A 23,816-nucleotide genomic window follows, 5' to 3' on the forward strand; every position below is an offset into this window, starting at 1 on the left:
AACCATAAATAATTAAAAACCCTCAAACTATAAAAAAGGGAAAACATAGTTTGAGGGTTTTTCTATGGATTTAATCAAATGATTCGATTAATTATTTTTTAGTTTCTAACATCTGTCCAACCCTTCCAGTGACCCAAAAAACCTCCTGGCACTGATCGCCAAGATCCTCTATATCTTTTTTTTCCTCCGATATAAGTTACTTTTTTTCCATACCCTCGTTTAACGGTATGAGTTGCCTTATCATTTTCTTTCCAACTTCCATTTGCTTTTTTATACTTAAACTTAACTGTCATATGGGGTACTCCGGTTCCACTATCGGAAAAAAGATGAGTATACCCTTCTATTTTCTTTTTTTTGTTTCCTGACTTCCACACATCTTCAAGATCCCATCCATCTCTCTTACAATAATCAGCATATTCTTTATCACAAAAACCTCGGTTAACCGGGAATTTTTGTAACAATGATTCAGGAATTTTTGCCATTTCTATTGTAACAGGAATATGCATAGTAGGTACTATCTGTCTTTTTTGTAATAATTTCTGATGTTGAAAAGATTTGGACATATTTACCAATACCTTAGGTACAGGAGTTTTTTCTGAAGTAAGAATCAGATATATATCCAACATAGAATGTGTGTCAAAATCAATAAACATTTTGTTGTGTTCAAATCCTGATTCTATCGCAATGATAACAGGATCTCCCTCTTCGTCACTTTCGATAAGTTGTAGTTTATTACCATTGGCAAAGGTAAAAACAGCAAATTCTCCACTATTAGTTTCCTCTAAGGTTGCCTGTACACCTTCTACTTCATTTTCACATGAGGTAGTAAAAAGTAAGACGCAGATAATGCATAAAACTTGTATAAATTTAATACGTTTCATAAGATTTGTATACTAAAGATTTATGTGATAAAAATTACCCGAACCTTTTTAAGACACTCGGATTTGTGTCTACTCTTGCAAAAATATTTTAGAAAAATCCTCTGGATTTAATACTTAATAATTTTATAGGTTTGTTCGTCATCTTCAACATTAATCTTAACAAAATATAACCCTCTGCTATAATTCAGAATATTGATTGTTGTAGTATTACTATCCAAAATTCTTGAAGTAGTAATTAGTTTTCCACTAACATCAAACACTCTTATCAAAAAATTACTATATCCGGGTACCAGAACATCAACATTGTCTCTTGCAGGATTTGGAAATAATATAGCACTAAAACCTTCTACATTTTCATTATCGTTTGATGGTACAGGACTAATTTCTGCAATACCAGCTTCAATAGTAGTATTACCACTGTAAGCAATAAAAATGGTACCTTCTTCAGAAACATGTATATCTCTTATTCTTCCAAAAATGCCTTGTTCATTACTTCCAAACAGATATTCTATGTTCTGCATTGGTAAAAGAGCATTGTCCAGAGGTATTTTTATAACAGATTGACCTCTTAAAGTTGCCATAAGAAGACTATTATTAAGCTGCGGAAAAGTGGTATGATTATAATAATCTAATCCCGCAGGAGCAACAGATCCCAGATCGATAAAAGAGCAATCAATATCCGGATTATTGCAAGGTGTAGTCACGTCGGGCCATCCATAGTTATTTCCAGAAACAATCAGATTGATCTCATCTCCTCTCACTTCGCCGTGTTCGCTTATATAAACATGAGGACCAGCTTGTGTGATTCCTTGAGGATTTCTATGCCCAATAGTAAACACAGGACTACCTGATATAGGATTATCTGTCGGTATAGAACCATCTGTATTGATTCGTAGGACTTTCCCTTCCAGACTATTTATATCCTGAGCATTGTTATTGGGAGATGCAGTTGTGATATATAAAAATCCATCTGATGATAGTAAGAGATCACATCCATGCATTGAAGGCGAAGGAATATTTTCTAAAAGTACAGTTTCATTGGTTAAATCATCATCTACAATAGTATATTTTACTATTCGAAGTTTAAGACTGCCATCATTATATGTATACGCAACAAACAGTTCTTCATTACCCAAAGCCAAGCCCAGTAATCCTCCTCTAGGAGAAGTATTGGTATCAAAATCTTGCGTTTCACCTAATCTAAGTACTTCTTGTTTATCTCCTGTATTTCTGTTTATTTTACTTATTACCCCAAGATCCCTGTCTGTAACCCATAAAAAACCGTTACCATCCAATTCTATAGACCATGGTACTTCAATTTCATTAGTAAGTAACCTTATATATCCTCTGGTATCTCCAATACTTATATTTTGAGTAAGTAAGTTTTGATCATCGGTTAGTTCGGCTAATTGTGTACAACCTGCAACCGAAACTAGGAGACCATAATCCTCTATATTAGATTGAATCTCTATAGAATCACCTGTCTGTCCTACAATAGGAGTATTATTTAAAGTCCATTGATACAAATATCCAATCCCCGACGTAGCAGTTAATGTTTGGTCTTGACGCACAAAATAAGCATTTGCTAGATCTGAATGATTTACAACAATACTACCATTCATTAATCGATCACATCCTTCACTCATGGCTCGTACTGTTATTTCATCATCATTACGAATATGGTAGTAAGGAATATCTATCGATAAAGGTTCTCCCGATCCCATTGCCGAAATGCCAATTTCTGTAGTATTTACCAATACCACATATGCTATCAGGTTTTCAGAATCTGATAAGTGAATTGTTACATTTTCTCCACTACACATAGTAGTGTTACCCGATAAGTCAAATGCACTTAATTGCCCAGCTACCGTTATGGTTACTGTACCAGGGTTACTCTCACAACCTTCTATAGTTTGAGTAGCATAAAATGTAGTAGTGGTCGATATATCGGTATTTAATGTATTTCCTGTAGCAATACCATTTTCGAGATCGGGATCAGAATACCAGGTGATGTTTTCTCCTATTGCTTCTAATTGTATAAATGAATCGAAACAGACACTATATTCTTCTGGCATTTCGGGAACAGAAGCACAGGTAAATACTATTGTGTTAGAAATTACATTACAACTACCATTATCAACAATTACATAATAGGTTCCTGATCTTGATAATTGCAATACCGGATCATCACCATCGATTAATTCCTGATCTCTATACCAGGAAAATGTCAACCCTCCAGGGCTTACCGAGGGAGTGGCTTGTAGTTGATTATCTACTGCTTGTAATACAACATTAAACGGATCGGATATCTCAATATCAAAAGAACCATTCATTATAGATGTGCAATTATTCAACGAAGACCGAACCTGGATATTCCCAGAACTTAATCCTCCGATTGTATTTAAAGTAATCAAGCTTCCTGTTCCTTCAACAACATCACCAATAGAAACATTATCCAACAAGGTTTGATAGGTAGCTCCAATCTCTGATCCGTTAAGTGAAAAACTTAGTGTATCTCCAGAACACAATTGCATACTGGCACTTTGATCAATTGAAAAGGGTTGTGGATCAGAAAGAATCGTTATGGTTACCGAAGAGTAGGCAGAAGTACAATCTGTATTTGATTGTGTAAGATAATATGTTGTAGTCTCTGTAATGCCGGTGGGTTCAAATTGTTCTCCTGTATGTAACAGATTGGTTAATCCAGTATCAGAATACCATCGAATAGTGCCACTACCTGATGCTATTAACACAGGTATAGGGTCACTACTACATAAGGGATCAGGGTTTTCAATCGTTGGGGCAGATAAACAGTAATTTTCATTTCTTAGCACTACTATTCTATCTTGATTATGAGATGCCATAAAGACTTCGCCATTAGGGGATATACAATAATCCCGTGGAGAAACCTGAGTCCCATCATCACCCCAGACCACATATTGATCATCATTGGTCAATACTATATTATTGGCAGGATTTAAACTGGTATCTTTATTAACAACACTTAGCCCATCTGAAGACATCAATATCCTAAAAATTCTCGCACCTTTTGATGATCCTCCTATAAATGTACCCTCCCATTCGGGTATAGCCGGATGGTCATAATACAACAATCCCGTAGGGGCAAGATCAAAGGTTACCAAGGGGCATGTGTTTTCATTTGTATTAGAAGAAGAGTCGCAATATCCCTCATATACAATATTATCATTAATATCCAGAAAGCCCCACCCATAACTATTACCCGGCTCTATACGGTTAAATTCATCATTAAGTTGTGCACCATGCTCTAATGCATAAATAGCATTGGGATATGTGAGATGGTCTGCAGGGACTTGCGCAATACCCTGTGGATTTCTATGCCCATAGCTGTATATATAGCTTGCTGGTGATGTAGGATTACCCGAGTCATAAAATGGATTATCGATAGGTGCTGATCCATCCAGATTTATGCGTAAAACTTTACCTACTATATTATCAAGTCTGGAAGCATACTCCTCATCATTTGCTCCTGTAGTCATCAATAACTTTTGGTCATTTGATATCAACAATCTTGAGCCATGATTATCTGGTCCCAAAGTGGACTGAAGTAAAATTTCCTGATTTTCTAATCTTTGATTGGTAAAATTATAGGTGTATCTTGAAAGTGTTTGTAGGTTTTGAATATTGCTGTGTGCCAGATATACATGGGGACTGCCATCATTAAAATCTGGATGTATAACCATGCCTAACAACCCTCCTGTACCAGGCCCTTGTTGTATTTGATTAGATGGTAATGTAAGCAGGATTTCTTTTGGGGATGAAGAATCATAGGGGTCAACTCTGCAAACATTTCCTGTGTCTCTCTCGGTAAACCAAATCATATCATCTGGACCCCACAAAATCTCCCAAGGCTTCTCAACATCGGTTCTAAGAAACGAATATGAAACAGTGGTATCTCCCACTTCAAATGTTCCTTGAGCAGATAACAAGGTGATATCAATATTGAGTATGACTATTATAAAAAATACTTTTAAGATAAACTTATCTAGAAATGGTTTTGTTCTGTTAAGAGTTTTACTTCTCATAAAATACCTTTAGAATCATAAATAATGTCTCTGGATTTGCTCTTATATTATCTTTCTGAAAAATTGAATGCGTTTTTTTAAATCATATACATTTTGATAAAAAAGCAGCAGGAGAATCAAAATTTTCTTCCTGCTGCCTACCAAACCATCATTTCAAACTGTTGAATTACTCACTAATAAAATTCTTATTATAAAATCATTATTATGGTAATATCAATTTTATTTTTAGTTCCGAAAATCAGTATATCCTTTCCAATACACATATTCTGTTCCAAGGCCAGTTATTGCATTAACCCCACTACGCGCTGCTCTTCTGTATCTTTTCATTTTCCCTGGTATTGACAATCGTTTCCATTTTCCGGGATATACCTTGTATTTCCCTTTAACATGTGTCGCCCATCCTCCAGATGCTTTTCTATATCTATGTCTTACTTCCATATACTTCCCTTCATTGTATGATTCTTTAAACACAGAGGTATAATTTTTCATTACTTTACATCTACTACTTGATGTAATATTAGACACTTTGCTTTTTTTTCGGTTAAAACAATGATTATAACTCTCAGGAATATCATCGCAAAAATTTGCTTTAGTATTATTCTTCATTTTAAGTGTTTCAGGGATTTTTTCAACACTAAATTTTAGTGCAGTATCAAAATCCTTAACAACGCTTCTATGATGCAAATGGTCATTGTCTTCAGAGATATTTGCAATTATTTTTGGGAGAGGAGAGTCATCAGGAGTTAATTTAAGGTATATGTCTAATATAGAATTAGAGTCAAAGTCTATCAATTCTATATTTTTATTTGAGCCAGATTCGATAGCCAGGATAACTGGATCTCCTTCTTCGTCACTTTCAATTAATTGTAAGGTATTTCCGTTAGAGAATGTAAAAATCGCCAATTCTCCATTATTATTTTCTTGTAATGTTTCATTATTAACTCGCTCGCAAGAGAATGTAGCAAATGCCAGAAGTGAAATGTATTCGATTAGTGTAATTCTTTTAGGGATAAGATTTTTCATATTATTAGATTTTAAGATATTTAAAAAAGGTGAGTACATTTTAAGGGCCCAAAACCTACTCACCTTATACACAAACTCAACTGTATAAAATACAAATGAGATGCAATTCTAATAACATTAAAAATTATAAGTGTCCTTAAAGTTTGAATTTCAAGAAATCAGGACATAATTTGTTGCTGTTGTCTATATTCTTTGGGAGAGACTCCTGTGTGTTTTTTAAATGCAGAATAAAAAGGTGATTTCGAATTAAATCCACATTCCATGGCAATACCAAGTACGGTATAGTTATCATAATCTGGATCTTTTAGTTTGGATTTTACTTCTTCGACCCTATAACTATTTATATAATCAGAAAAATTACAGCCTCCTAGTTTATTGATCAATTGGGATAGATAGTTACTGCTTATTTGTAGTCTTTTTGAAATATTTTCTAGACCTAAATTAGGGTCTACATAAATTTTTTCTTCTTTCATTAAAAAATCCAACTCTTTAAAGTAAGCATTGTCATTTGTAATATTAGTGAGTACTACTGGATTGGTATTGGTGTTGATTTGAGAAAGTTTTATTTCTGTTAATTTAGCTATCAATAGAAATAATGCAATATGATGTGACTTAAAATATGCTTTCTCGTCGTGCTCGGCATCCAAGACTCCTACTACTTTCTTTCTTATAAATATAGGAACAGAAAGTTTTGATCTTCTTGTAATGTACTTCTCATTATCACCTATAATTACACTTAAGTTTTCTACACATTGATATTTCTCTAATTGTACTACTTTACCCAAGGTTCCTTCTCCGATCGGAATAGGTATTTGTTTTTTTCTTTTTATGATTTCACAATTGTTTTTGTTACTATATATTGCTTTGGGAATTAATGTCTTATTTTCTTTACATATCATATAGATACTACATTCTTGTAGTTGTAATTGAGAAATACAATTCTCTACAATATCTAACAAAACATCATCTCTCTTATTTTTATCAAACAAAGAAGTAGCAAAATAACTTAATATTCCTGTAATAGATATGGGATTAGAGTGTACTAATTGAAGTTCTCTTTCTGAGAAAACATGATCTAGTCCTGATAACTGAAAATTAGTAATCTTTTTCTGTATTGGGTCTTCTAAATTAGTAACGCTACCCGATACTTTGTTTAAATGTTTAATTCCCAAAAAGAGAAAAACATAGCAAAAAATCATATATAGCATCCAAATCGGATAATATGCAGAATGCCCCGTTATCTCTTCTTTAATAAAAAACAAAGTAATAGTAAGCATCCATAACACCGATAGGATCACTAGTGCAACAAAAATATTCTTTATCCATTTTGTTTTTTTTCTAACATAAACAAAAGATAATCTCCCCAAAGAATTCTCATACCTCTGTATAATACGATAATTCCATATGGAAAGCATAAAACAAAAAATAACGGTGAAATTTTCATCTATTTCATTAAGGAGAAAGGAAGCTGTATTTTTTGAAAAAATAGAATAATCTATCAGAATATTAATCTTTATTAGGTTATACACAACAAAAAATACCATAAACGGAATTAAGAGAAAGCGTTGATACCTTTTATATATTTCCTCTTTTTCAAGATAATAACATGTAAATGCAGTAAAAAAAACAGGTGACAAAAATTCGAATGGAGTATACAGTATAAGAATCCAGGGGTGTAACTTGGTAATTCTAAAATCTATTAATAGTATTTGAATGATTACCAAGTTGGCAGTAATCAAGAAGTAATAAAAAAACTTAAATGTCCTTTCTTTTTTTTTGCAACAACATAATTTAAGAACTGCAAAAATTACAATACCCAGACACCCTATAAGCAAAATAATATTGTATGGGTTTATTTTCATTGATTACGCAAATGTATTCCTAATCTACACTATCTATAACGTTTAATAACGCACAGACCCCACCCTATATTTCAGATTATTTTTATGGTTTATTATAAAATTATATTAATATGATAAGGTTTCTTGTTAATATATCATAAAATATTTACTAAATTTAAAATTACCTCCTTTTTACACTCTTACTACACTGAATAATATTCTGTTTTTGATAAAAAAACACGATGCCATTCGAATTGTTTTCATTTTATGAAAAATAAAGCAGTCTTACTGAATAATTATCAAAATTTATCTACAAAATTTGAAATATCAACATTTAATTCTCTTTGATGATGTTAGACTGAATATAGGGAAAACAAGTACTTAGCAACATTACTGAAAATATAATATAACGGTAGACACATCTATATCGATAGATGTGTCAAGCTCGGCCTATACGAAAAAACAGAGCATGTAATCAATATTAATACAAACTTAAAACAACACTCTATGGAATAAAATCAAACTCTACGAAGTATTAGAGTAAACTTCTCAAACAAGGGGAAAAGAACAACAAAATCAATTTTTAGAAAAACGAATTATAAATAAAAAAATCAATACCTATTTTTTGAATTCAGCAGAAATTATTAAAAATCAATCACTTACAACCGCAACAATTTTTATGTTATGTTTATCTGTGGGGCTGTTTAATGTATATGGAAATACTTACAAAGCACATAAAATTGAGGATGTTCTGCAAGAAAGAGAAATAAAAGGAAAAATAACAGATAATAGTGGTATACCACTACCTGGTGTAGCAGTAATCATTAAAGGATCAAACCAGGGTACTCAAACAGATTTCGATGGAAACTATATTATTAATGCCAAAGCTGGTGAGATATTGATGTTTTCTTATATCGGAATGAAAACAGAAGAGAGAATAATCGATGCCATATCAGACACTATCAATATCGAAATGGTAATCATCTTAATTTATGCAGAAGCATTATTAGAGACAGGAGCTATAGGTGATGCTTTAACCTGGCTAAATATGATTCCTGATAATAGAGGGGCTAGTACAGAAGCAACCAAAGAAAATATTCTTTTAGAGAGAAGAAAAGAACTATGTTTTGAGGGGTTTAGATTTGATGACTTGGCAAGAACAAAGCAGGATATCCCAAAACTAAATGTAGTTTTTGAAGGACCCGTATATGGTAGTTATAATTATGCCTTTCCTATTCCTTTAGCCGAGTTAAATGCAAACTCTAACATGATACTCAATAAGGGATACTAAAAAAATATGATTATTTTACATCATATGTTTGAATTGCTTAAGCCCCATCAAAATATTTTGATGGGGTTTATCAATATAAGTTAATTAGAGACTCCTTTTATTTAATTTCCCACAAAGCTTTTTCTGTTTGCTTCCCATCAGAAATTTCTATTGAATATCTTCCAGTAGGAAGGTAATATTTTCCGTTTTTTCTTTTAGAAACTTCTTCATCAGGAAATTCTTTTTCGAGTATATTTTTTCCTTTTTCGGTAATTGTAAGATCGTATTCTGCATAATTAAGTCCCTTATCAGCTTTCGTAGAAAATTTCTGAAGTACTTTTCCTTCTTCGGTAGTAATTTTAATAGAGAAATCTCCTGATTTTCCAGTATAAAACTTGATAGTAGTTGTTGGTTTATATGGTGTAGACCATTTGCTCCACGAAACACCCCATCGATCTGACCACTGCATTGCAGGTACATCAAAAACATAAAGTCCTTTGTTCATTACTTTATTATCAAGAAGTTGTACCGCTTCTATATTTGTTTTGTATATACTTCTACCGTGTGTTCCTAATAATAAATCATTAGCTTCTGGTTGGATTACAATATCATGAACCGCTACATTAGGTAATCCGTTAGAAAAAGCTTGCCAGCTTGCTCCCTTATCTAGTGAAACATAGGCACCATTATCTGTTCCTATATATACTACGTTTTCATTTTTAGGATCTTCTTTAATCACATTTATTGCAGATATAGGTAAGCTGCTTCCTATGTTTTTCCAACTCTGTCCATAGTTTTCACTTATATAGACATAAGGTTTAAAATCATCCCATCGATATCCATTTAATGTAACATAAACTCTTTCTTTTTTATGAGAAGAGGCAATTACTCTTGACACCCATAGATCTTTAGGAAAAGAATCCGAAATCTTGCTCCAACTTCCTCCAGAATTTTTAGTTATATATACTAATCCATCATCACTACCTGTGTAGATCAGTCCAAATTGAAATATAGACTCGGCAATAGTAGTCAACGTTCCATAAGCAACATTTCCTTTTTTACCACCATTTGTTAAATCATTAGATATGGCAGTCCAGTCATCCCCCTGATTCATCGATCTCATTAATTTATTACCTCCTAAATATAAAATATCTTGATTGTGCGGCGATAGTAAAATTGGTGTTTGCCAATTAAATCGATAAGGAGATTCGCCCAATTCGTGTTTAGGTTGGATATAGATTTGTTCATTCGTTGCACGATGTATTCTAAAATAATTTCCAAACTGAAACCCTGTATATACAATATTTGCATCTCGATCATCAATCTGTACCTGCATACCATCACCACCCATAATGCTTTCCCACGGGTAATGACCACTTTGATGCCAGGAGTCATCTTCTTTAGCATTATGTGCTCCTACCCAAACTCCGTTATCTTGCAATCCGCCATATACATTATATGGTTTTTCATGATCAATATTAATTGCATAAAACTGTCCCACACTAGGTTGATTTGCTTTTATCCAGTGTTCCCCATCATCATAAGAGATATTTACCCCCCCATCATTACCATTTATCAAGTGCATAGGGTTTTTAGGATTAATCCACAATGAATGGTGGTCAGCATGAACATTTTTTCCATTAATATTGGTAAATGTTTTTCCTGCATCTTTAGATTTCAAAATGGGAACTCCAGAAATGTATATATGATCCTTATTAGTAGGGCTTACTTGTATCTGAGCAAAATAATATCCATAACTATAAAATAAATCATCGATATAATCTTTATGGGTTTTTGCCCAGGATTTCCCTCCATCATTGCTTCTGTATACTTCTGCTCCTATAACCGGAGTATCAAATAACATTGCATTAGCATTTTCGAGATATTTGGCAAGATCAATTGGTTTTACCGTACCCGCACGCACAAGTTGCTTTACATTATCTGCTCTATATTTTTCTTGAAACCCATTGGTTTTTAAAAATGCATTCAGTTTTTTGTTTTCCAGTTTTAAAAAAGCTTCTGATGACATCGTTTTAAAATCCTCTTTGGTTAATCCGCTGTTACTTTTTTTGGTATCATTTTCCTTTCTTCTGTACTGGCTATCATGTACGGCATATACAGTGTTTTCATCAAAAACAGCAAGGCCAATTCTACCTACTCCTTCTCCCGTAGGAAAACCACTTCCTTCTATAGATATTTTATTCCAGGTAGTTCCTGCATCAATACTTTTATAAATCCCTGATCCTAATCCATTACCTTCAAAATTCCAGGCTTTACGATCTTTATCCCATGCAGCTGCGTACATAATATTATAGTTGCCAGGCGCATATGCCAAATCAATAATACCTGTTCGATCATTAATAAACAACGTTTTTTTCCAGGTAGCTCCCCCATCTGTTGTTTTATAGACTCCCCGTTCTTGATTAGAAGAATATAAGTGTCCGGTTACTCCCACTACTACCTCATCTGGATTATTAGGATTAATAACGATTCTACCTATATGATGTGAGTCGAGTAGTCCTACATTTTTCCATGTCTTACCATTATCTGTAGATTTTAGAATTCCTATCCCTGCATAGGATGACCTAGACGAATTATTTTCACCGGTTCCTACCCAAATGATATTATTTTTCCAGTCTACTGCAATATCACCAACATTAATTGTTTCTGCAGCATCAAGAACAGGTTCAAAAGTAGTTCCGTTATTTACGGTATGCCACAACCCTCCAGAAGCATATCCTACATAAAACTCTGTCGTATTTTCTGGATTTACATCAACATCTACTACACGACCACTCATTACAGTCGGTCCAATATTTTTAAAAGGGACATGTTTCACTAAAGAAGACTTTTCCATTTGCTTTTTGTTCAGCAATCCTTTCTGTATCAATTCTGCATTAGTAGCTGGTTGTTGAGAAAAAAGAAAAGAAAAAAGAAAAAAGAAAAATAATGATGATGTAAATGTTTTCATTTTGATGGGTGTTTAGTGCGCTGAAAATAGATATTGTTATAACAAAGTCAAAATTTTTAGATATTGTTTAACAATCCTTTGTTTTAAAACAATAATCACAAAGCACTAAGGATAGTGTTCTTTTTTTGTGTTTCTCGTAAATTTTTAGTTAATTTATTAAGTACTAATCAATTAAACACACAATCATGGAAGAGTATTTACCATTAATTATTCAATTAATCAGCGGGGCCGTTGGAGGAAATATCGCAGGCTCATTACTAAAAAATGTATCCTTAGGTAAAGTAGGGAATTCAATTCTGGGAATACTCGGAGGAGGTTTAGGTGGGTATTTGCTAAATTACCTGGGAATAGGTACTTCTGGCGGAATGGATTTGTCTGGGATACTAGGAAGCATTGCAGGTGGTGGTGTCGGAGGTGGTGTGTTAATGGCTATAATAGGTTTAATCAAAAATGCAATAAGCAAATAAAAATACATTCATATTAACAAAAAAAGTAAGGTAAATTCAATATTTAAAAAAGGAACTCATAAGATTTTGAGTTCCTTTTTTTATTACGCAAATAATAATCATATTTTTGAAGAAAATCAGTATTCTTAATCCTCGTTTGGTCTAGAGGGCTTATGAGGTTTGTAATTAAACAACATATCATACAATGAAATATCACCAGATCGATAGCAATCTCTTCATCAAAAATCGTAAAAACTTTGCTGCACAAATGAAATCCAATAGCATTGCTATATTTAATAGTAATGATATATATCCAATTAGTGCCGATAGTACTATGCCTTTTGAGCAGCATAGAGATATTTTTTACCTAAGTGGCGTTGATCAGGAAGAAAGTGTATTGTTACTTTTTCCTGATGCTCCTAAGGAAAAGCATCGTGAGATTTTATTTCTAAAAGAAACCAATGAGCATATTGCAATTTGGGAAGGTGAAAAACTAACCAAAGAACGAGCTTTTGATGTTTCGGGAATCAGAACCGTATATTGGCTTCAGGATTTAGAGAAGATTTTCTTTGAAGTCATGACGCAGTGTGAAACTGTATATGTAAACACTAATGAGCACTACAGATCAAGTGTAGAAACAGAAACTCGTGAAGATCGTTTTACCAAATGGTGGAAAGCAAAATATCCTGCACATGCCGTAGCAAAAAGCAATCCTATTTTACAACGATTACGTGCAATAAAAGATCCTATCGAAATTGAGCTTATGCAAACAGCTTGTAATATTACCGAAAAAGGATTTCGAAGACTTTTAAGCTTTGTAAAACCTGATGTTTGGGAATATAATATTGAAGCCGAATTGTTGCATGAATTTATCAATAATAGATCTAAAGGTTTTGCGTATACTCCTATAATCGCAAGCGGAAACAATGCCAATGTGCTTCACTATATAGAAAATAATCAACCCTGTAAAGCAGGTGATTTAATCCTTATGGATGTTGCTGCAGAATATGCCAATTACTCTAGTGATTTGTCTCGTACAATTCCGGTATCAGGAAAATACTCTAAACGTCAGCGAGATGTTTATAATGCTGTACTTCGAGTTAAAAATGAAGCTACCAAAATGTTGATTCCAGGAACTATTTGGGCCGATTATCATGTTGAAGTTGGTAAAATTATGACATCTGAATTATTAGGATTAGGGCTTATAGATAAGGCCGATGTGCAGAAGGAAGATCCAGAATGGCCTGCGTACAAAAAATACTTTATGCATGGTACCTCTCATCACATAGGATTAGACACCCATGATTATGGTATCCTCACCGAGCCTATGCAAGCAAATATGGTGTTTACTGTTGAGCCCGGGATTTATATTCCTGATGAAGGTTTTGGAATTCGTATTGAAGATGATGTAGTAATACAGGAAAAAGGAGAACCTTTTAACCTCATGGCTAATATTCCTATTGAAGCTGAAGAAATTGAAGAATTAATGAATAATTAGAATTCGATAAAATCAAATATATGCCCCATCCATATTTTTATGTGTGGGGTTTTTACTATCTCCTAAACACAACTCAAAACTCGGTGGTAAAGCCGTAAAGTAATCTCTCTTATTTTTTTTAGTTTAGTCGAACACAACTCTAAAACCTGTTCTATCATGAAAAAACTTCTTCTTTGTTTTTTTATCATTGCTTTTTGCAATGCTTGCACTAAAAAAAATAAATCACCATTAGTTGGTAAATGGAAGCTAACACACGTACTGGTAGATCCTGGAAATGGAAAAGGAGCCTTCCAAAAAGCAAACCAGGAAAAAGTTATCGAATTCTTTGATGATGGCACCTTAAAGACAAACGTATCTTACTGCCCATTAGATGATGATAAAACTATCGGAATGTCTGGAACATATGACATGAATCATACTCTACTTATTGTTCCTTGTACATCTTCAGACTCTAAAATAAATTTTGAAATAAATGAGTCCATGTTGATCATCGATTATCCGACGCAGTGTATGGAGCCTTGCAAAGAAAAGTATACTAAAATTGATTGATGCATTCTTTTTTAAACAATCGAACTAAATTCAAAATTTACATAAATCCTTACAATCACTATTAAAATGCTCTCACTTTGTTATATAAGGAAATACTAGACCTCACACGTTTTGAAAACGTGTGAGGTCTTCTTAATTTCATAGAAATAAATGAAGAGTTTCTCGTGATTGATAAAAACCGTATTTCTTTTGTTGACTTTGATATCAGTATTTAAATACTTTTGACTCTTAATTAAAATTTTAAATGGTATGGTATGTCTGTAAAACTACTTAGGAGCATTGTCATTCTTTCTGTCACGTTTTTAGGATATGGGCAATCTTTTCAGGTTTCCGATTCCTTGATGCAAAAAACATATAAACAGCTTAGTGAAAACTTTCATGCAAGTTTAGATAGTAATATACCAGCAGCAAGGTTATATGCCCGGGCTTATTTTAACAAAGGAAAAAACAGTAAAGACAGTAGTCGCATAGCTTGGTCTTATGTCTATAAAAGTCTATTGTATAATGATTCGAAAAAAAGAAAAATAGAAGCTTTAGACAGTGCTGTTTTTTTCGGAAAAAATATAGTTAAAAAGAATCATCCAGAGGTCTTCTATAACAAAAGAGCGATTGCCTATGGGGAGTTTGGGGATCTTAATCATAGTCTTAAAGACTACTTAACAGCATTAGATTACTCTAGAAAAAACAATAATGTACCGTATATATACCTTCTTAAGCATAATATCGCAAATCTAAAAAGGAAACTAGGAAAATATAATGAGGCCAAAAAACTATTCAAAGAATGTATCGTTTATGAAAAAAGCATCAAAAACAAAACAAAACGAGATACTATCTCTTATCTGTTAACACTAACAGAACTCGTCTCTGTATATAGATTAAATAATCAAATAGATTCTGCAAAAATTTTAAACAAAGAAGGAGTTAAATTATCTAAGGGAAAGCCCGTTGAATTTCTGTTCGATTTAAATGATGGTATTCTAGATTATTACAACCAGAAATATAGTTTAGTAATAAAAAAAATTAAACCAATATTACCCAAAATTATCAACCCAGAAAGAGGATATGAAAGTACTACAGATTTAATTAACGCATATCTATATTTAGGAAATTCTAATAAAAGCTTAGGTAAAACCTCAGAATCTATTACTTATTTCAAGAAAATAGATTCTATCTCTAAAACTTTAAATTATTTTTTACCCGAAAGTAGAGCTGCCTATGTAGAGTTGGTTGATTATTACAAATCTATTGGTGACCATACCAATCAATTACTGTATATAAATAAACTACTAAGTGCAGATAGTGTTTTAATAAAGGATTATTGGATCCTTAATGATAAGCTTTTAAGAGAATTTGACACCAGGGAGCTTCTTGAACAAAAACAGAAAATCATAGCTTCATTAGAAAAAGAAAACAATAAGATATCCTCTCAAAATATTATCATATCAATACTTCTGTTATTAAGTCTAATCGGTATTGTTTACTATTATTATCGGCAACAACTTTACAAAAAAAGATTTTTAAAACTCTTACAACAAATCTCTGATCAAAACCAAAAAAAAGACCAATCTACAGATGATCCTACTCCTTCATCAATTAACAAAGAAACTGTAGACAAACTGCTTGATAAGCTTCAGCAATTTGAAGAAAAAAAAGAGTTTTTAAAGCCTCTAACATCAAAAGATCTTGCCAAAAAGTTTGAATCAAACTCTAGTTATCTCTCTAAAGTGGTCAATACTTTTAAAGAAAAAAGCTTTAGCAATTATATCAACGATTTACGAATCGATTTTGTAATCGAAAAATTAAATGAGGATTCGATATTTAGAAAATATACAGTGCAGGCCATTGCACAAGAAATCGGCTTTAATAATTCTGAAGCATTTTCTAAAGCATTCTATAAAAAGACTGGGATTTATCCCTCCTATTTTATTAAAGAGCTAGAAAAGCAAAAAAAATCGTAAAGCTAATCAGTCTTCTTGTAGATATTTTTACACATCTATAGAATATTTTCTATACTTCCTTCGTTGAATACAAAAACTCTCTTTTTATATTATGCAACGAATGAAAATCACTGCTGGTCACCAGCAAGCTATGCCGTATATAGTAGTCGAAAAAGCTGAAGATTTTATTGATTTCATTCGAAAAATCTTTCAGGCACAGGAAATGATACGAAGCCTCGATGTTGATAATAGAATACAACATTCAGAAATTAGAATCGGCGATACTACTATTCTTCTTACAGAAGCTTCAAAACATAATCCTGCACATCCCGGTTGTATGTATGTCTATGTAAAAGATACTGATCAAACGTATTATGAAGCAATAGATGCAGGGGCCAAACCCTTGATGGAACCTATGGAAGAAGATTATGGCGCCAGAGGAGCTGGTTTTCGAGATCCATTTGGTAACACCTGGTGGATTGCTACATTAAATTAAGTTTGATCAAAAACGATTACGCTATATTTAGTTACATCCTAAGTCTTGTTGAGATTGCACATCATTAACCGGAAAGCATAATCCTGATTTCAATGTTTCAGGTACATATCGATTAAGATCAGTATCCCGTAAACTGATTTCAATAAAAGCTGTGAGGTTGTCTATTTCCTGATCTGTCAAATCAATAGTCCCAAATTGAGTTGCCAGATTTTCGGCAGCTACTTCGGTAGATTGAGGAACTCCTTTATTTTTATATACCACAACATCTCTTACCGATGTAAATGTGCCTCCATGGCCATAAAAACCATTATCAGTCAGATTATAAAGAGTTGGTGTTTTAAATTTATAATTATCATTTGGATTTTTAGTAAAACCTCCTCTTCCTTTCTTTACATTTTCAAAACCTGCACTATCTAACACCAATGCTTTATCAGAATTATCAAAATCTCCCATCCCAAAAGCATGAAAGCTTTTATCATTTAGTGCCGGGCCAGTATGACATTGGTAACATTTTCCGTTTCCAAAAAATGCAATTGCTCCTTTCTTTTCTGCCTCACTCATAGCATCATAATCTCCTTTTAACCATTCTTGCCAAGGCGATTTATTCGCAAGCAATGTTCTTTCATAAGCAGCCATGGCAAGTCCTGCATTCTTGGTAGTATACCGCTCGCTTTCTATAATATCACCAAAAGCCTTATCAAACATTTCTTTATATCCTAGTGTATTTACAAAATCCTCATCAATTAGTAATCTATGAACCCCCTGACCTTTTATAGCCTGAACTTCTATACCTTGAAATCCTAGAAAATTCTCTTGAATATTTGCCCAATTACTTTCTGTTCCTGCATTAGTTCCTGTACCTCCAAATTGCCCATTCCATAACATTACATCTTGGTATGCTACATTTAAAAGAGTAGGAGAGCGAAGTGGCTGGATGTCTACAGAATCCACAGGAACATTGGTATTTATTACTCTACCATTACCATTGGTTCCAAAACCTACACCACATTCTCCAATACCTTGCCTTAATCCAGAGCTAAACCCCGCAGCAACTTGATGACAAGAAGCACAAGAATATGTAGCTTTCATCTCATCTATTTTTGGGTTTTTGCCAAGAGCTGTTTCATGTAATAATAACTTTCCTAGCTCAACTTTTTCCCTGGTAATTGGATTTAGAGGGTCTTGAGGTATTTTAAGGTAATCATCACTTTTCGGTAAGATAAAATAAGCAATGCCTTTATCTTCAGAAATGTCGGTTAAAAGAGTTTTTAAATCTTTATCCAAACCTGATGCTATAGGTACATAGTCATCATCATTAGAACAAGAAAATAAAAATAATGTAATAAGTATAAGAGTAGTTATTTTTCCCATAGATTTCCCTTTATATGAAATATTAAGATTTGTTTTCCGGCGCGAATGTAACAAAAACTAATACAATACAAAAGGGGAAATCACCCCTAAAAACCTTTAATTTTTATCTTTAGAGAAATCACTCTGTTTTTGAAAAGATATTCATAACAACCAGCGTTACCAATGCTGGTAATAACCAAGCTAAACTATACACCCCTAAAGGAAGAGCTTTTAAAATCGGAGTAACATAGTCCTGCATTCCTACAACTCCTAAAAAATCAGGAATACTAAATAAAATAGTCACGATAACTACAGTTCTAAATACTAATGAAGAAGTAAATCTATTAGGTAAAACATTTAACAGAATCAAAATAATGGTTAAAGGGTAAATAAACATAAGTGCTGGTATTGCTATATCAATGATATAATGTACATCAAATTGCCCCATTAATACCCCTAGAATACAAGCTACAATTGCAGTAATAAGGTATGCTTTTTGAGATCCATTACAAATTCCTTTTATAAAATCTGCAGTACCGGTTACAATACCTACAGCCGTAGTAAAACAGGCCAACCCAACCAAAATACTTAAAAAAACTTTACCTATACTACCTAATGTTTTTAAACTCATTCCCGATAATAAATCTGTTCGCGAAATAGTAGTATCAAAATCAGCACCAAATAATGCTCCACTATAAATCATACCAGCATAAATAACAAAAAGGCCTATTCCTGCCAAAACACCAGATCCAATAATTAGTTTTCGATTTCTATCAAAATTATTTTCTCCTTTAATTTTTAGAGATACAATAATAACTCCACCCACAACAACAGCTCCTATTGCATCAAATGTTTGATAGCCTTCTAGCAACCCTTTAATAAAAGGAGTTCCAAATTCTGAAGGATTAATCGCAGGTGTTTGCATTGAAAAAATACTAATACATATGATACTAAGTACAACGATAAATATAATAGGAGAAAGAAATTTGCCTAATAAACTAAGAATCTTAGATCGATTAAGTACAAAAAGCAACACTAATGCAAAATAAATAGTGCTGGTCAACCAGGCATTTGTGCCAAAAAAAGGTTGAATTGCCATCTCATGGGTTACAGATGCAGTTCTCGGGGAAGGCAATGTGATAGAGATCAAATAAACCAATATACAATAAACAAGACTAAATGTAGGAGATACTTTCTTTGCAAAATCAAGCATAGTTCCTTGTAAGCGGGCGTGCGCAAAAATTCCTAATAAAGGAATAACTACTGCCGAAATAGCAAAACCCATAATAACCATAAACCATGCATCACCTGCTTTATACCCCAAAAGTGGAGGAAGCATTAAGTTTCCTGCACCAAAAAACATTGAAAATAATGCAAATCCTGCAACAAAAGTTTCTTTATTAAATCTCATTTGGTTAGGTATTTATATCCTTTAATAAGCAATAATAATGAAACCATAATAAGCATACAAAATAATCGTAATAGTATTTATAAATAGAAAAGCAATAATGAGTTAAAAATTAATATATAACTATAGCTGAAAACTTAGCGCATTCATAAAAAAATATTTATTTACATTTTAAAAGAGTATTGTTTCTAGTTTCTTTGCTCTTTAAATTAAAAAGTAAAATGATAATAACGTATAAAGGGATCAAAATAAATTATAATACTTCGGGAAAAGGTACTCCCGTAGTCTTTCTGCATGGGTTTTTAGAAAATTCTACCATGTGGGAAGAAACCATCGATCATATATCAAGTACATATCATTGCATTTCTATCGATCTTTTAGGTCACGGTCTTACCGAGTGTATGGGGTATATACATACTATGGAGGATATGGCACAAGCAATCAAGGTTGTTTTAGATGACCTAAACATCTCTAAGGCTTCTTTTGTAGGTCATTCTATGGGTGGTTATGTAGCTCTAGCCTATGTAGACCTTTTTCCAAATATAGTTTCGGGATTAGTATTGTTAAATTCTACTTCGTTTCCTGATAGCATAGAGAGAAAACAAAATCGGAGTAGAGCCATTGAGATAGTCAAGAATAATCCTGACGCATATACTAGCATGGCAATTGCAAATCTTTTTGCTGAAGAAAATCGATTGCGATTAGCAGATAAAATAAATATGATCAAAGATCAAGCCTCAAAGATTTCTTTGCAAGGAATTATTTCTGGTTTAGAAGGAATGAAAGTAAGAAAAGATCACACATCTCTTCTATCCAGTTTTAATAAGCCAAAAATCATCTTTGCCGGAACCAAAGATCCTATTTTACTATATGATCAAAGTATTAAAGAATCGAAGCAATGTAATATCAATCTTGTTAGTTTTGATGGAGGCCATATGTCATATTTAGAGAATAAAGACGAATATATTGAAAAACTTCACCTGTTTCTAGGCTCTTTTTAATACAAAACTTAGGAGATAATAAATCTATTTTTGATTTCTCTAAAAGATAGGTAATTTCATATGTTATTTAGACGAAATACTTCTTTTCGGGTCAAAAAACACTATAAAAGAAGTATTTCGTCTAAAAATCAATGATTTATGGTGATTTTTTCTTACAAAAATGCGAATAATAAAAAAAAAAATATTATTATTGTATTGATAATGAACCAATAACCCTTTTCCATGAATTTTTAACCCCCTAAGAATAATGAAAAAAACTACCCCAACCTCCGCATTTTCTTTTTCAAAAATTTACTGTTCTCTATTTGGCCATGACTATCTTCTTTCTAAAAATGTTACTCATCACATTAAAGAATATACCTGTTCACACTGTGGTGAACAAGCCACTACTAATAGTAGAGGACGATTAGAGGCAATGACGCCTAAGTTAAAAGAAATCAATAATGCTTTAGCCTCTGTACATGCTAAGAAACAGGCAAGAACTAATCGTGATACTCCATTTCAGGCAGCTTCATAATTATTAATTATTCCTCAATCGGATTCCACCCCTGGGCTTGTATTGCTATCTTTTCGTTTGCTCTGGTCACTAATCCTATTCCACTTTTCTCATCTGTTATATGACCTATAACTGTAAGACTGGGATTTGCTTTTATTTTAGGATAATCTTCTTGTTTTATGGTAAATAATAATTCATAATCCTCACCACCATTTAGCGCTACTGTTGTACTATTCATTTTAAATTCTTCGCATGTAGATATAACTGTAGGATCTAATGGGATTTTTTCCTCATATAAATTTACGCCAACTTTAGATTGAGAACAAAGATGTATTATTTCTGAAGACAAACCATCACTTATATCAATCATACTTGTTGGTTTTACATCTAATGCTTTAAGAAGTTCTGATATGTCTTTTCGTGCTTCTGGTTTAAGTTGCCTCTCAATGATATAAGTATATTTATCCAGGTCTGGCTGCGAATTAGGGTTAACCTCATAAACTTGTTTCTCTCGCTCTAATACCTGAAGTCCCAAATATGCTGCTCCCAAATCACCAGTTACAACCAGAAGGTCATTTTCCTTAGCTCCACTACGATATACCAAATCTTCTTCATTTGCGTATCCAACAGCCGTAATACTAATAAGTAGTCCTGTTGTTGAAGAAGTCGTATCCCCACCTACTACATCTACATTATAAATCTTTGCCGCAGTTTCAATCCCTGCATATAATTCTTCTAATGCTTCCAAAGGAAATCTGTTTGATACTGCAATAGAAACCGTGATTTGTGACGCTGTTGCATTCATAGCATAGACATCAGAAAGATTTACTATTACAGCTTTATACCCTAAATGCTTTAATGGAACATACGACAAATCAAAATGTACTCCTTCTATCAATAAATCTGTTGTTAATACGCATTTTTTATTTTCAAAATCCAAAACTGCTGCATCGTCCCCAATTCCGAGAGAAGTTGTTTTTTGGTTGATATCAAAATTCTTGGTCAAATGGTTAATAAGTCCAAATTCTCCTAATTCAGATAGTTGTGTTCTTGGTGTATTCTTGTCTTCAATCATTTTGCAAAGGTAGGTAACAAAGTGATTTCAATTCATAAAAAACTTCTGATTTTTCAGCCTTCTAAACCTAATGTAGAAGTCTTATGGCTTTGGGATATTAAAACAATACTCAAAAAAGTTTAGTACATTTATTAAAATTGAAAACTATATGAAAAGGTATTTTATGTGTAATTTGTTATTATTTACAACTCTTATAGGTTGTAGTGGTGACGATAATGGTAATGACGTTTTTAATAATCCATCTGTTGCTACAAATGATGTTAAATCTGGCCCCTGTGAAAATGGCCTTGCTGGTGGGTTTTATCCTTGTAACGGATATGATCTGATCACTAGAATATCACTCACAGAAATGTCTGCAGGTGCAGGTAATGATAGTTGGGGATGGACAGACTCACAAAGCGGTAAAGAATATGCATTAATAGGACTGGACAATGGTACGGCTTTCATAGATATTTCTACACCTGATAGTCCAATCTATTTAGGCAAACTACCAACCGCAACTGTAAATAGTCCGTGGAGGGATGTAAAAGTCTATCAAGATCACGCTTTTATTGTAAGTGAAGCTACTAATCATGGAATGCAGGTTTTCGATCTTACAAGGTTGCGAAATGTAACAAATCTACCTCAAACTTTTAATGCAGATGTCCATTTTACCGATTTTGGAAGTGCACATAATATTGTTATTAACGAAGATTCTGGATTTGCATATGCAGTAGGAACAAATAGATCCGGAACGTATCGAGGAGGTCCTGTATTCATTAATATACAAGATCCTAAAAACCCAATTGCCGCAGGAGGGTTTCTTTCTACAGGAGATAGAGCTTATAGTCATGATGCCCAAGCAATTAATTATCAAGGACCCGACACCGATTATACAGGTAAAGAAATATTAATTGGCAGTAATGAGATAGAGGTTGTAATCGCAGATATTACAGACAAAAATAATCCTATTACTATATCTACTATTAAATATACAGATGTGGGGTATACTCATCAAGGATGGTTTACAGAAGATATGAGATATTTTATATTAGGAGACGAAACCGACGAACAAGGAGTTGGGTTTAATACCAGAACTATAATTTTTGATTTTGAAGATCTTGATAATCCTAAGTTTCATATGAATTATACTGGTCCTACTACAGCTATAGATCATAATGGATATGTAAAAGGAAATCTATTTTATCTGGCAAATTATAGAGCTGGAGTTAGAATACTTGATATTTCTGATATCGGAAATAAAAATATGACAGAAATAGGCTTTTTTGATACTTTCCCATCAAGTGATAGTGCAAGCTTTAATGGTGTATGGAATGTATATCCTTATTTTGAAAGTGGAAATATTGTAATTAGCGATATCCAAGGAGGGTTTTTATTGATTCGAAAAAGTACTCCATAAACATATATTAAAATATGATCCCAGTCGAGACCCCAAAATAATCTTTCTGGATTTTGCTTAAAATTGAAAAATGCATATCACTTTAATACAATTTCTCATTTTTTAACTCAT

The 23,816-nt window shown here is 32.9% G+C and carries 17 protein-coding genes; 9 read left to right on the forward strand and 8 right to left on the reverse strand.

The features are described from left to right. Nucleotides 1-98: 98 nt before the first annotated feature. The 4 genes from DK441_RS11225 to DK441_RS11240 all read right to left on the reverse strand — a co-directional run bounded on the left by DK441_RS11225 (nt 99) and on the right by DK441_RS11240 (nt 7,383). Nucleotides 99-881 (reverse strand): hypothetical protein, encoded by a 783-nt coding sequence (locus DK441_RS11225; RefSeq protein ID WP_109098813.1) that lies wholly within the window; start codon nt 879-881, stop codon nt 99-101. Nucleotides 882-988: 107 nt separating this feature from the next. After that, nucleotides 989-4,945, reverse strand: a complete 3,957-nt coding sequence (locus tag DK441_RS11230; RefSeq protein ID WP_109098814.1) for a PQQ-dependent sugar dehydrogenase — start codon at nt 4,943-4,945, stop codon at nt 989-991. A 225-nt stretch (nt 4,946-5,170) separates the two neighbouring features. Next, nucleotides 5,171-5,968, reverse strand: a complete 798-nt coding sequence (locus tag DK441_RS11235; protein WP_035096346.1) for a hypothetical protein — start codon at nt 5,966-5,968, stop codon at nt 5,171-5,173. A gap of 158 nt (nt 5,969-6,126) precedes the next feature. Continuing rightward, nucleotides 6,127-7,383: a helix-turn-helix domain-containing protein gene (locus tag DK441_RS11240; RefSeq protein WP_160112059.1), complete on the reverse strand. Its 1,257-nt coding sequence runs from the start codon at nt 7,381-7,383 to the stop codon at nt 6,127-6,129. 1,051 nt (nt 7,384-8,434) lie between these two features. Between DK441_RS11240 and DK441_RS27030 the strand changes: the two genes are divergently transcribed. Continuing rightward, the gene (locus tag DK441_RS27030; protein ID WP_235015752.1) at nt 8,435-9,100 is read left to right on the forward strand and encodes a carboxypeptidase-like regulatory domain-containing protein; all 666 of its coding nucleotides are present in this window, start codon (nt 8,435-8,437) and stop codon (nt 9,098-9,100) included. A 97-nt stretch (nt 9,101-9,197) separates the two neighbouring features. Here DK441_RS27030 and DK441_RS11250 read toward each other — a convergent pair whose 3' ends face one another. After that, nucleotides 9,198-12,050 (reverse strand): glycosyl hydrolase, encoded by a 2,853-nt coding sequence (locus tag DK441_RS11250; protein ID WP_109098816.1) that lies wholly within the window; start codon nt 12,048-12,050, stop codon nt 9,198-9,200. 242 nt (nt 12,051-12,292) lie between these two features. On the opposite strand from DK441_RS11250, the gene DK441_RS11255 reads away from it, so the two are divergent. The 5 genes from DK441_RS11255 to DK441_RS11275 all read left to right on the forward strand — a co-directional run bounded on the left by DK441_RS11255 (nt 12,293) and on the right by DK441_RS11275 (nt 16,976). Continuing rightward, complete coding sequence (locus tag DK441_RS11255) at nt 12,293-12,517, forward strand: hypothetical protein (RefSeq protein ID WP_370444315.1); 225 nt, start codon at nt 12,293-12,295, stop codon at nt 12,515-12,517. A gap of 184 nt (nt 12,518-12,701) precedes the next feature. Next, on the forward strand, nt 12,702-13,994 hold the full coding sequence (locus tag DK441_RS11260; RefSeq protein WP_109098817.1) for an aminopeptidase P family protein: 1,293 nt from the start codon (nt 12,702-12,704) through the stop codon (nt 13,992-13,994). A gap of 156 nt (nt 13,995-14,150) precedes the next feature. Beyond that, entirely contained in the window at nt 14,151-14,543 is a 393-nt protein-coding gene (locus tag DK441_RS11265) for a hypothetical protein (RefSeq protein ID WP_109098818.1), read from the forward strand. Between the two features lie 254 nt (nt 14,544-14,797). Then, complete coding sequence (locus tag DK441_RS11270) at nt 14,798-16,501, forward strand: AraC family transcriptional regulator (protein ID WP_109098819.1); 1,704 nt, start codon at nt 14,798-14,800, stop codon at nt 16,499-16,501. Nucleotides 16,502-16,592: 91 nt separating this feature from the next. Beyond that, nucleotides 16,593-16,976 carry a glyoxalase/bleomycin resistance/extradiol dioxygenase family protein gene (locus DK441_RS11275; RefSeq protein WP_109098820.1) on the forward strand — a complete coding sequence of 128 codons (384 nt, stop codon included), beginning with the start codon at nt 16,593-16,595 and terminating at the stop codon, nt 16,974-16,976. A gap of 27 nt (nt 16,977-17,003) precedes the next feature. On the opposite strand, the gene DK441_RS11280 is transcribed toward DK441_RS11275, so the two are convergent. Both DK441_RS11280 and brnQ read right to left on the reverse strand, forming a co-directional pair. Beyond that, a complete protein-coding gene (locus DK441_RS11280; RefSeq protein WP_109098821.1) occupies nt 17,004-18,347 on the reverse strand; it encodes a cytochrome-c peroxidase in 1,344 nt (447 codons plus the stop codon). A gap of 118 nt (nt 18,348-18,465) precedes the next feature. Beyond that, nucleotides 18,466-19,737, reverse strand: a complete 1,272-nt coding sequence (brnQ, locus tag DK441_RS11285) for a branched-chain amino acid transport system II carrier protein (protein ID WP_109098822.1) — start codon at nt 19,735-19,737, stop codon at nt 18,466-18,468. Between the two features lie 218 nt (nt 19,738-19,955). Between brnQ and DK441_RS11290 the strand changes: the two genes are divergently transcribed. Together DK441_RS11290 and DK441_RS11295 are read left to right on the forward strand one after the other, a co-directional pair. Beyond that, complete coding sequence (locus DK441_RS11290) at nt 19,956-20,735, forward strand: alpha/beta fold hydrolase (RefSeq protein ID WP_109098823.1); 780 nt, start codon at nt 19,956-19,958, stop codon at nt 20,733-20,735. Between the two features lie 247 nt (nt 20,736-20,982). Next, nucleotides 20,983-21,252 (forward strand): hypothetical protein, encoded by a 270-nt coding sequence (locus tag DK441_RS11295; protein ID WP_025666184.1) that lies wholly within the window; start codon nt 20,983-20,985, stop codon nt 21,250-21,252. 7 nt (nt 21,253-21,259) lie between these two features. On the opposite strand, the gene thiL is transcribed toward DK441_RS11295, so the two are convergent. After that, entirely contained in the window at nt 21,260-22,306 is a 1,047-nt protein-coding gene (thiL, locus tag DK441_RS11300; RefSeq protein WP_109098824.1) for a thiamine-phosphate kinase, read from the reverse strand. 148 nt (nt 22,307-22,454) lie between these two features. Between thiL and DK441_RS11305 the strand changes: the two genes are divergently transcribed. Then, a complete protein-coding gene (locus tag DK441_RS11305; RefSeq protein ID WP_109098825.1) occupies nt 22,455-23,705 on the forward strand; it encodes a choice-of-anchor B family protein in 1,251 nt (416 codons plus the stop codon). Nucleotides 23,706-23,816 lie beyond the last annotated feature (111 nt).

Source organism: Aquimarina sp. AU58 (assembly GCF_900312745.1).
Classification (GTDB): domain Bacteria; phylum Bacteroidota; class Bacteroidia; order Flavobacteriales; family Flavobacteriaceae; genus Aquimarina; species Aquimarina spinulae.

Bases quoted from the DNA above. Each gene is read 5' to 3' on its own strand.
- DK441_RS11270 (WP_109098819.1), top strand. From the start codon at position 14,798: ATGTCTGTAAAACTACTTAGGAGCATTGTCATTCTTTCTGTCACGTTT.
- DK441_RS11260 (WP_109098817.1), top strand. From the start codon at position 12,702: ATGAAATATCACCAGATCGATAGCAATCTCTTCATCAAAAATCGTAAA.
- DK441_RS11265 (WP_109098818.1), top strand. From the start codon at position 14,151: ATGAAAAAACTTCTTCTTTGTTTTTTTATCATTGCTTTTTGCAATGCT.
- DK441_RS11225 (WP_109098813.1), bottom strand. From the start codon at position 881: ATGAAACGTATTAAATTTATACAAGTTTTATGCATTATCTGCGTCTTA.
- brnQ (WP_109098822.1), bottom strand. From the start codon at position 19,737: ATGAGATTTAATAAAGAAACTTTTGTTGCAGGATTTGCATTATTTTCA.
- DK441_RS11275 (WP_109098820.1), top strand. From the start codon at position 16,593: ATGCAACGAATGAAAATCACTGCTGGTCACCAGCAAGCTATGCCGTAT.
- DK441_RS11295 (WP_025666184.1), top strand. From the start codon at position 20,983: ATGAAAAAAACTACCCCAACCTCCGCATTTTCTTTTTCAAAAATTTAC.
- DK441_RS11230 (WP_109098814.1), bottom strand. From the start codon at position 4,945: ATGAGAAGTAAAACTCTTAACAGAACAAAACCATTTCTAGATAAGTTT.
- DK441_RS11235 (WP_035096346.1), bottom strand. From the start codon at position 5,968: ATGAAAAATCTTATCCCTAAAAGAATTACACTAATCGAATACATTTCA.
- DK441_RS11290 (WP_109098823.1), top strand. From the start codon at position 19,956: ATGATAATAACGTATAAAGGGATCAAAATAAATTATAATACTTCGGGA.
- DK441_RS11250 (WP_109098816.1), bottom strand. From the start codon at position 12,050: ATGAAAACATTTACATCATCATTATTTTTCTTTTTTCTTTTTTCTTTT.
- DK441_RS11280 (WP_109098821.1), bottom strand. From the start codon at position 18,347: ATGGGAAAAATAACTACTCTTATACTTATTACATTATTTTTATTTTCT.
- DK441_RS11240 (WP_160112059.1), bottom strand. From the start codon at position 7,383: ATGCTTTCCATATGGAATTATCGTATTATACAGAGGTATGAGAATTCT.
- DK441_RS11305 (WP_109098825.1), top strand. From the start codon at position 22,455: ATGAAAAGGTATTTTATGTGTAATTTGTTATTATTTACAACTCTTATA.
- thiL (WP_109098824.1), bottom strand. From the start codon at position 22,306: ATGATTGAAGACAAGAATACACCAAGAACACAACTATCTGAATTAGGA.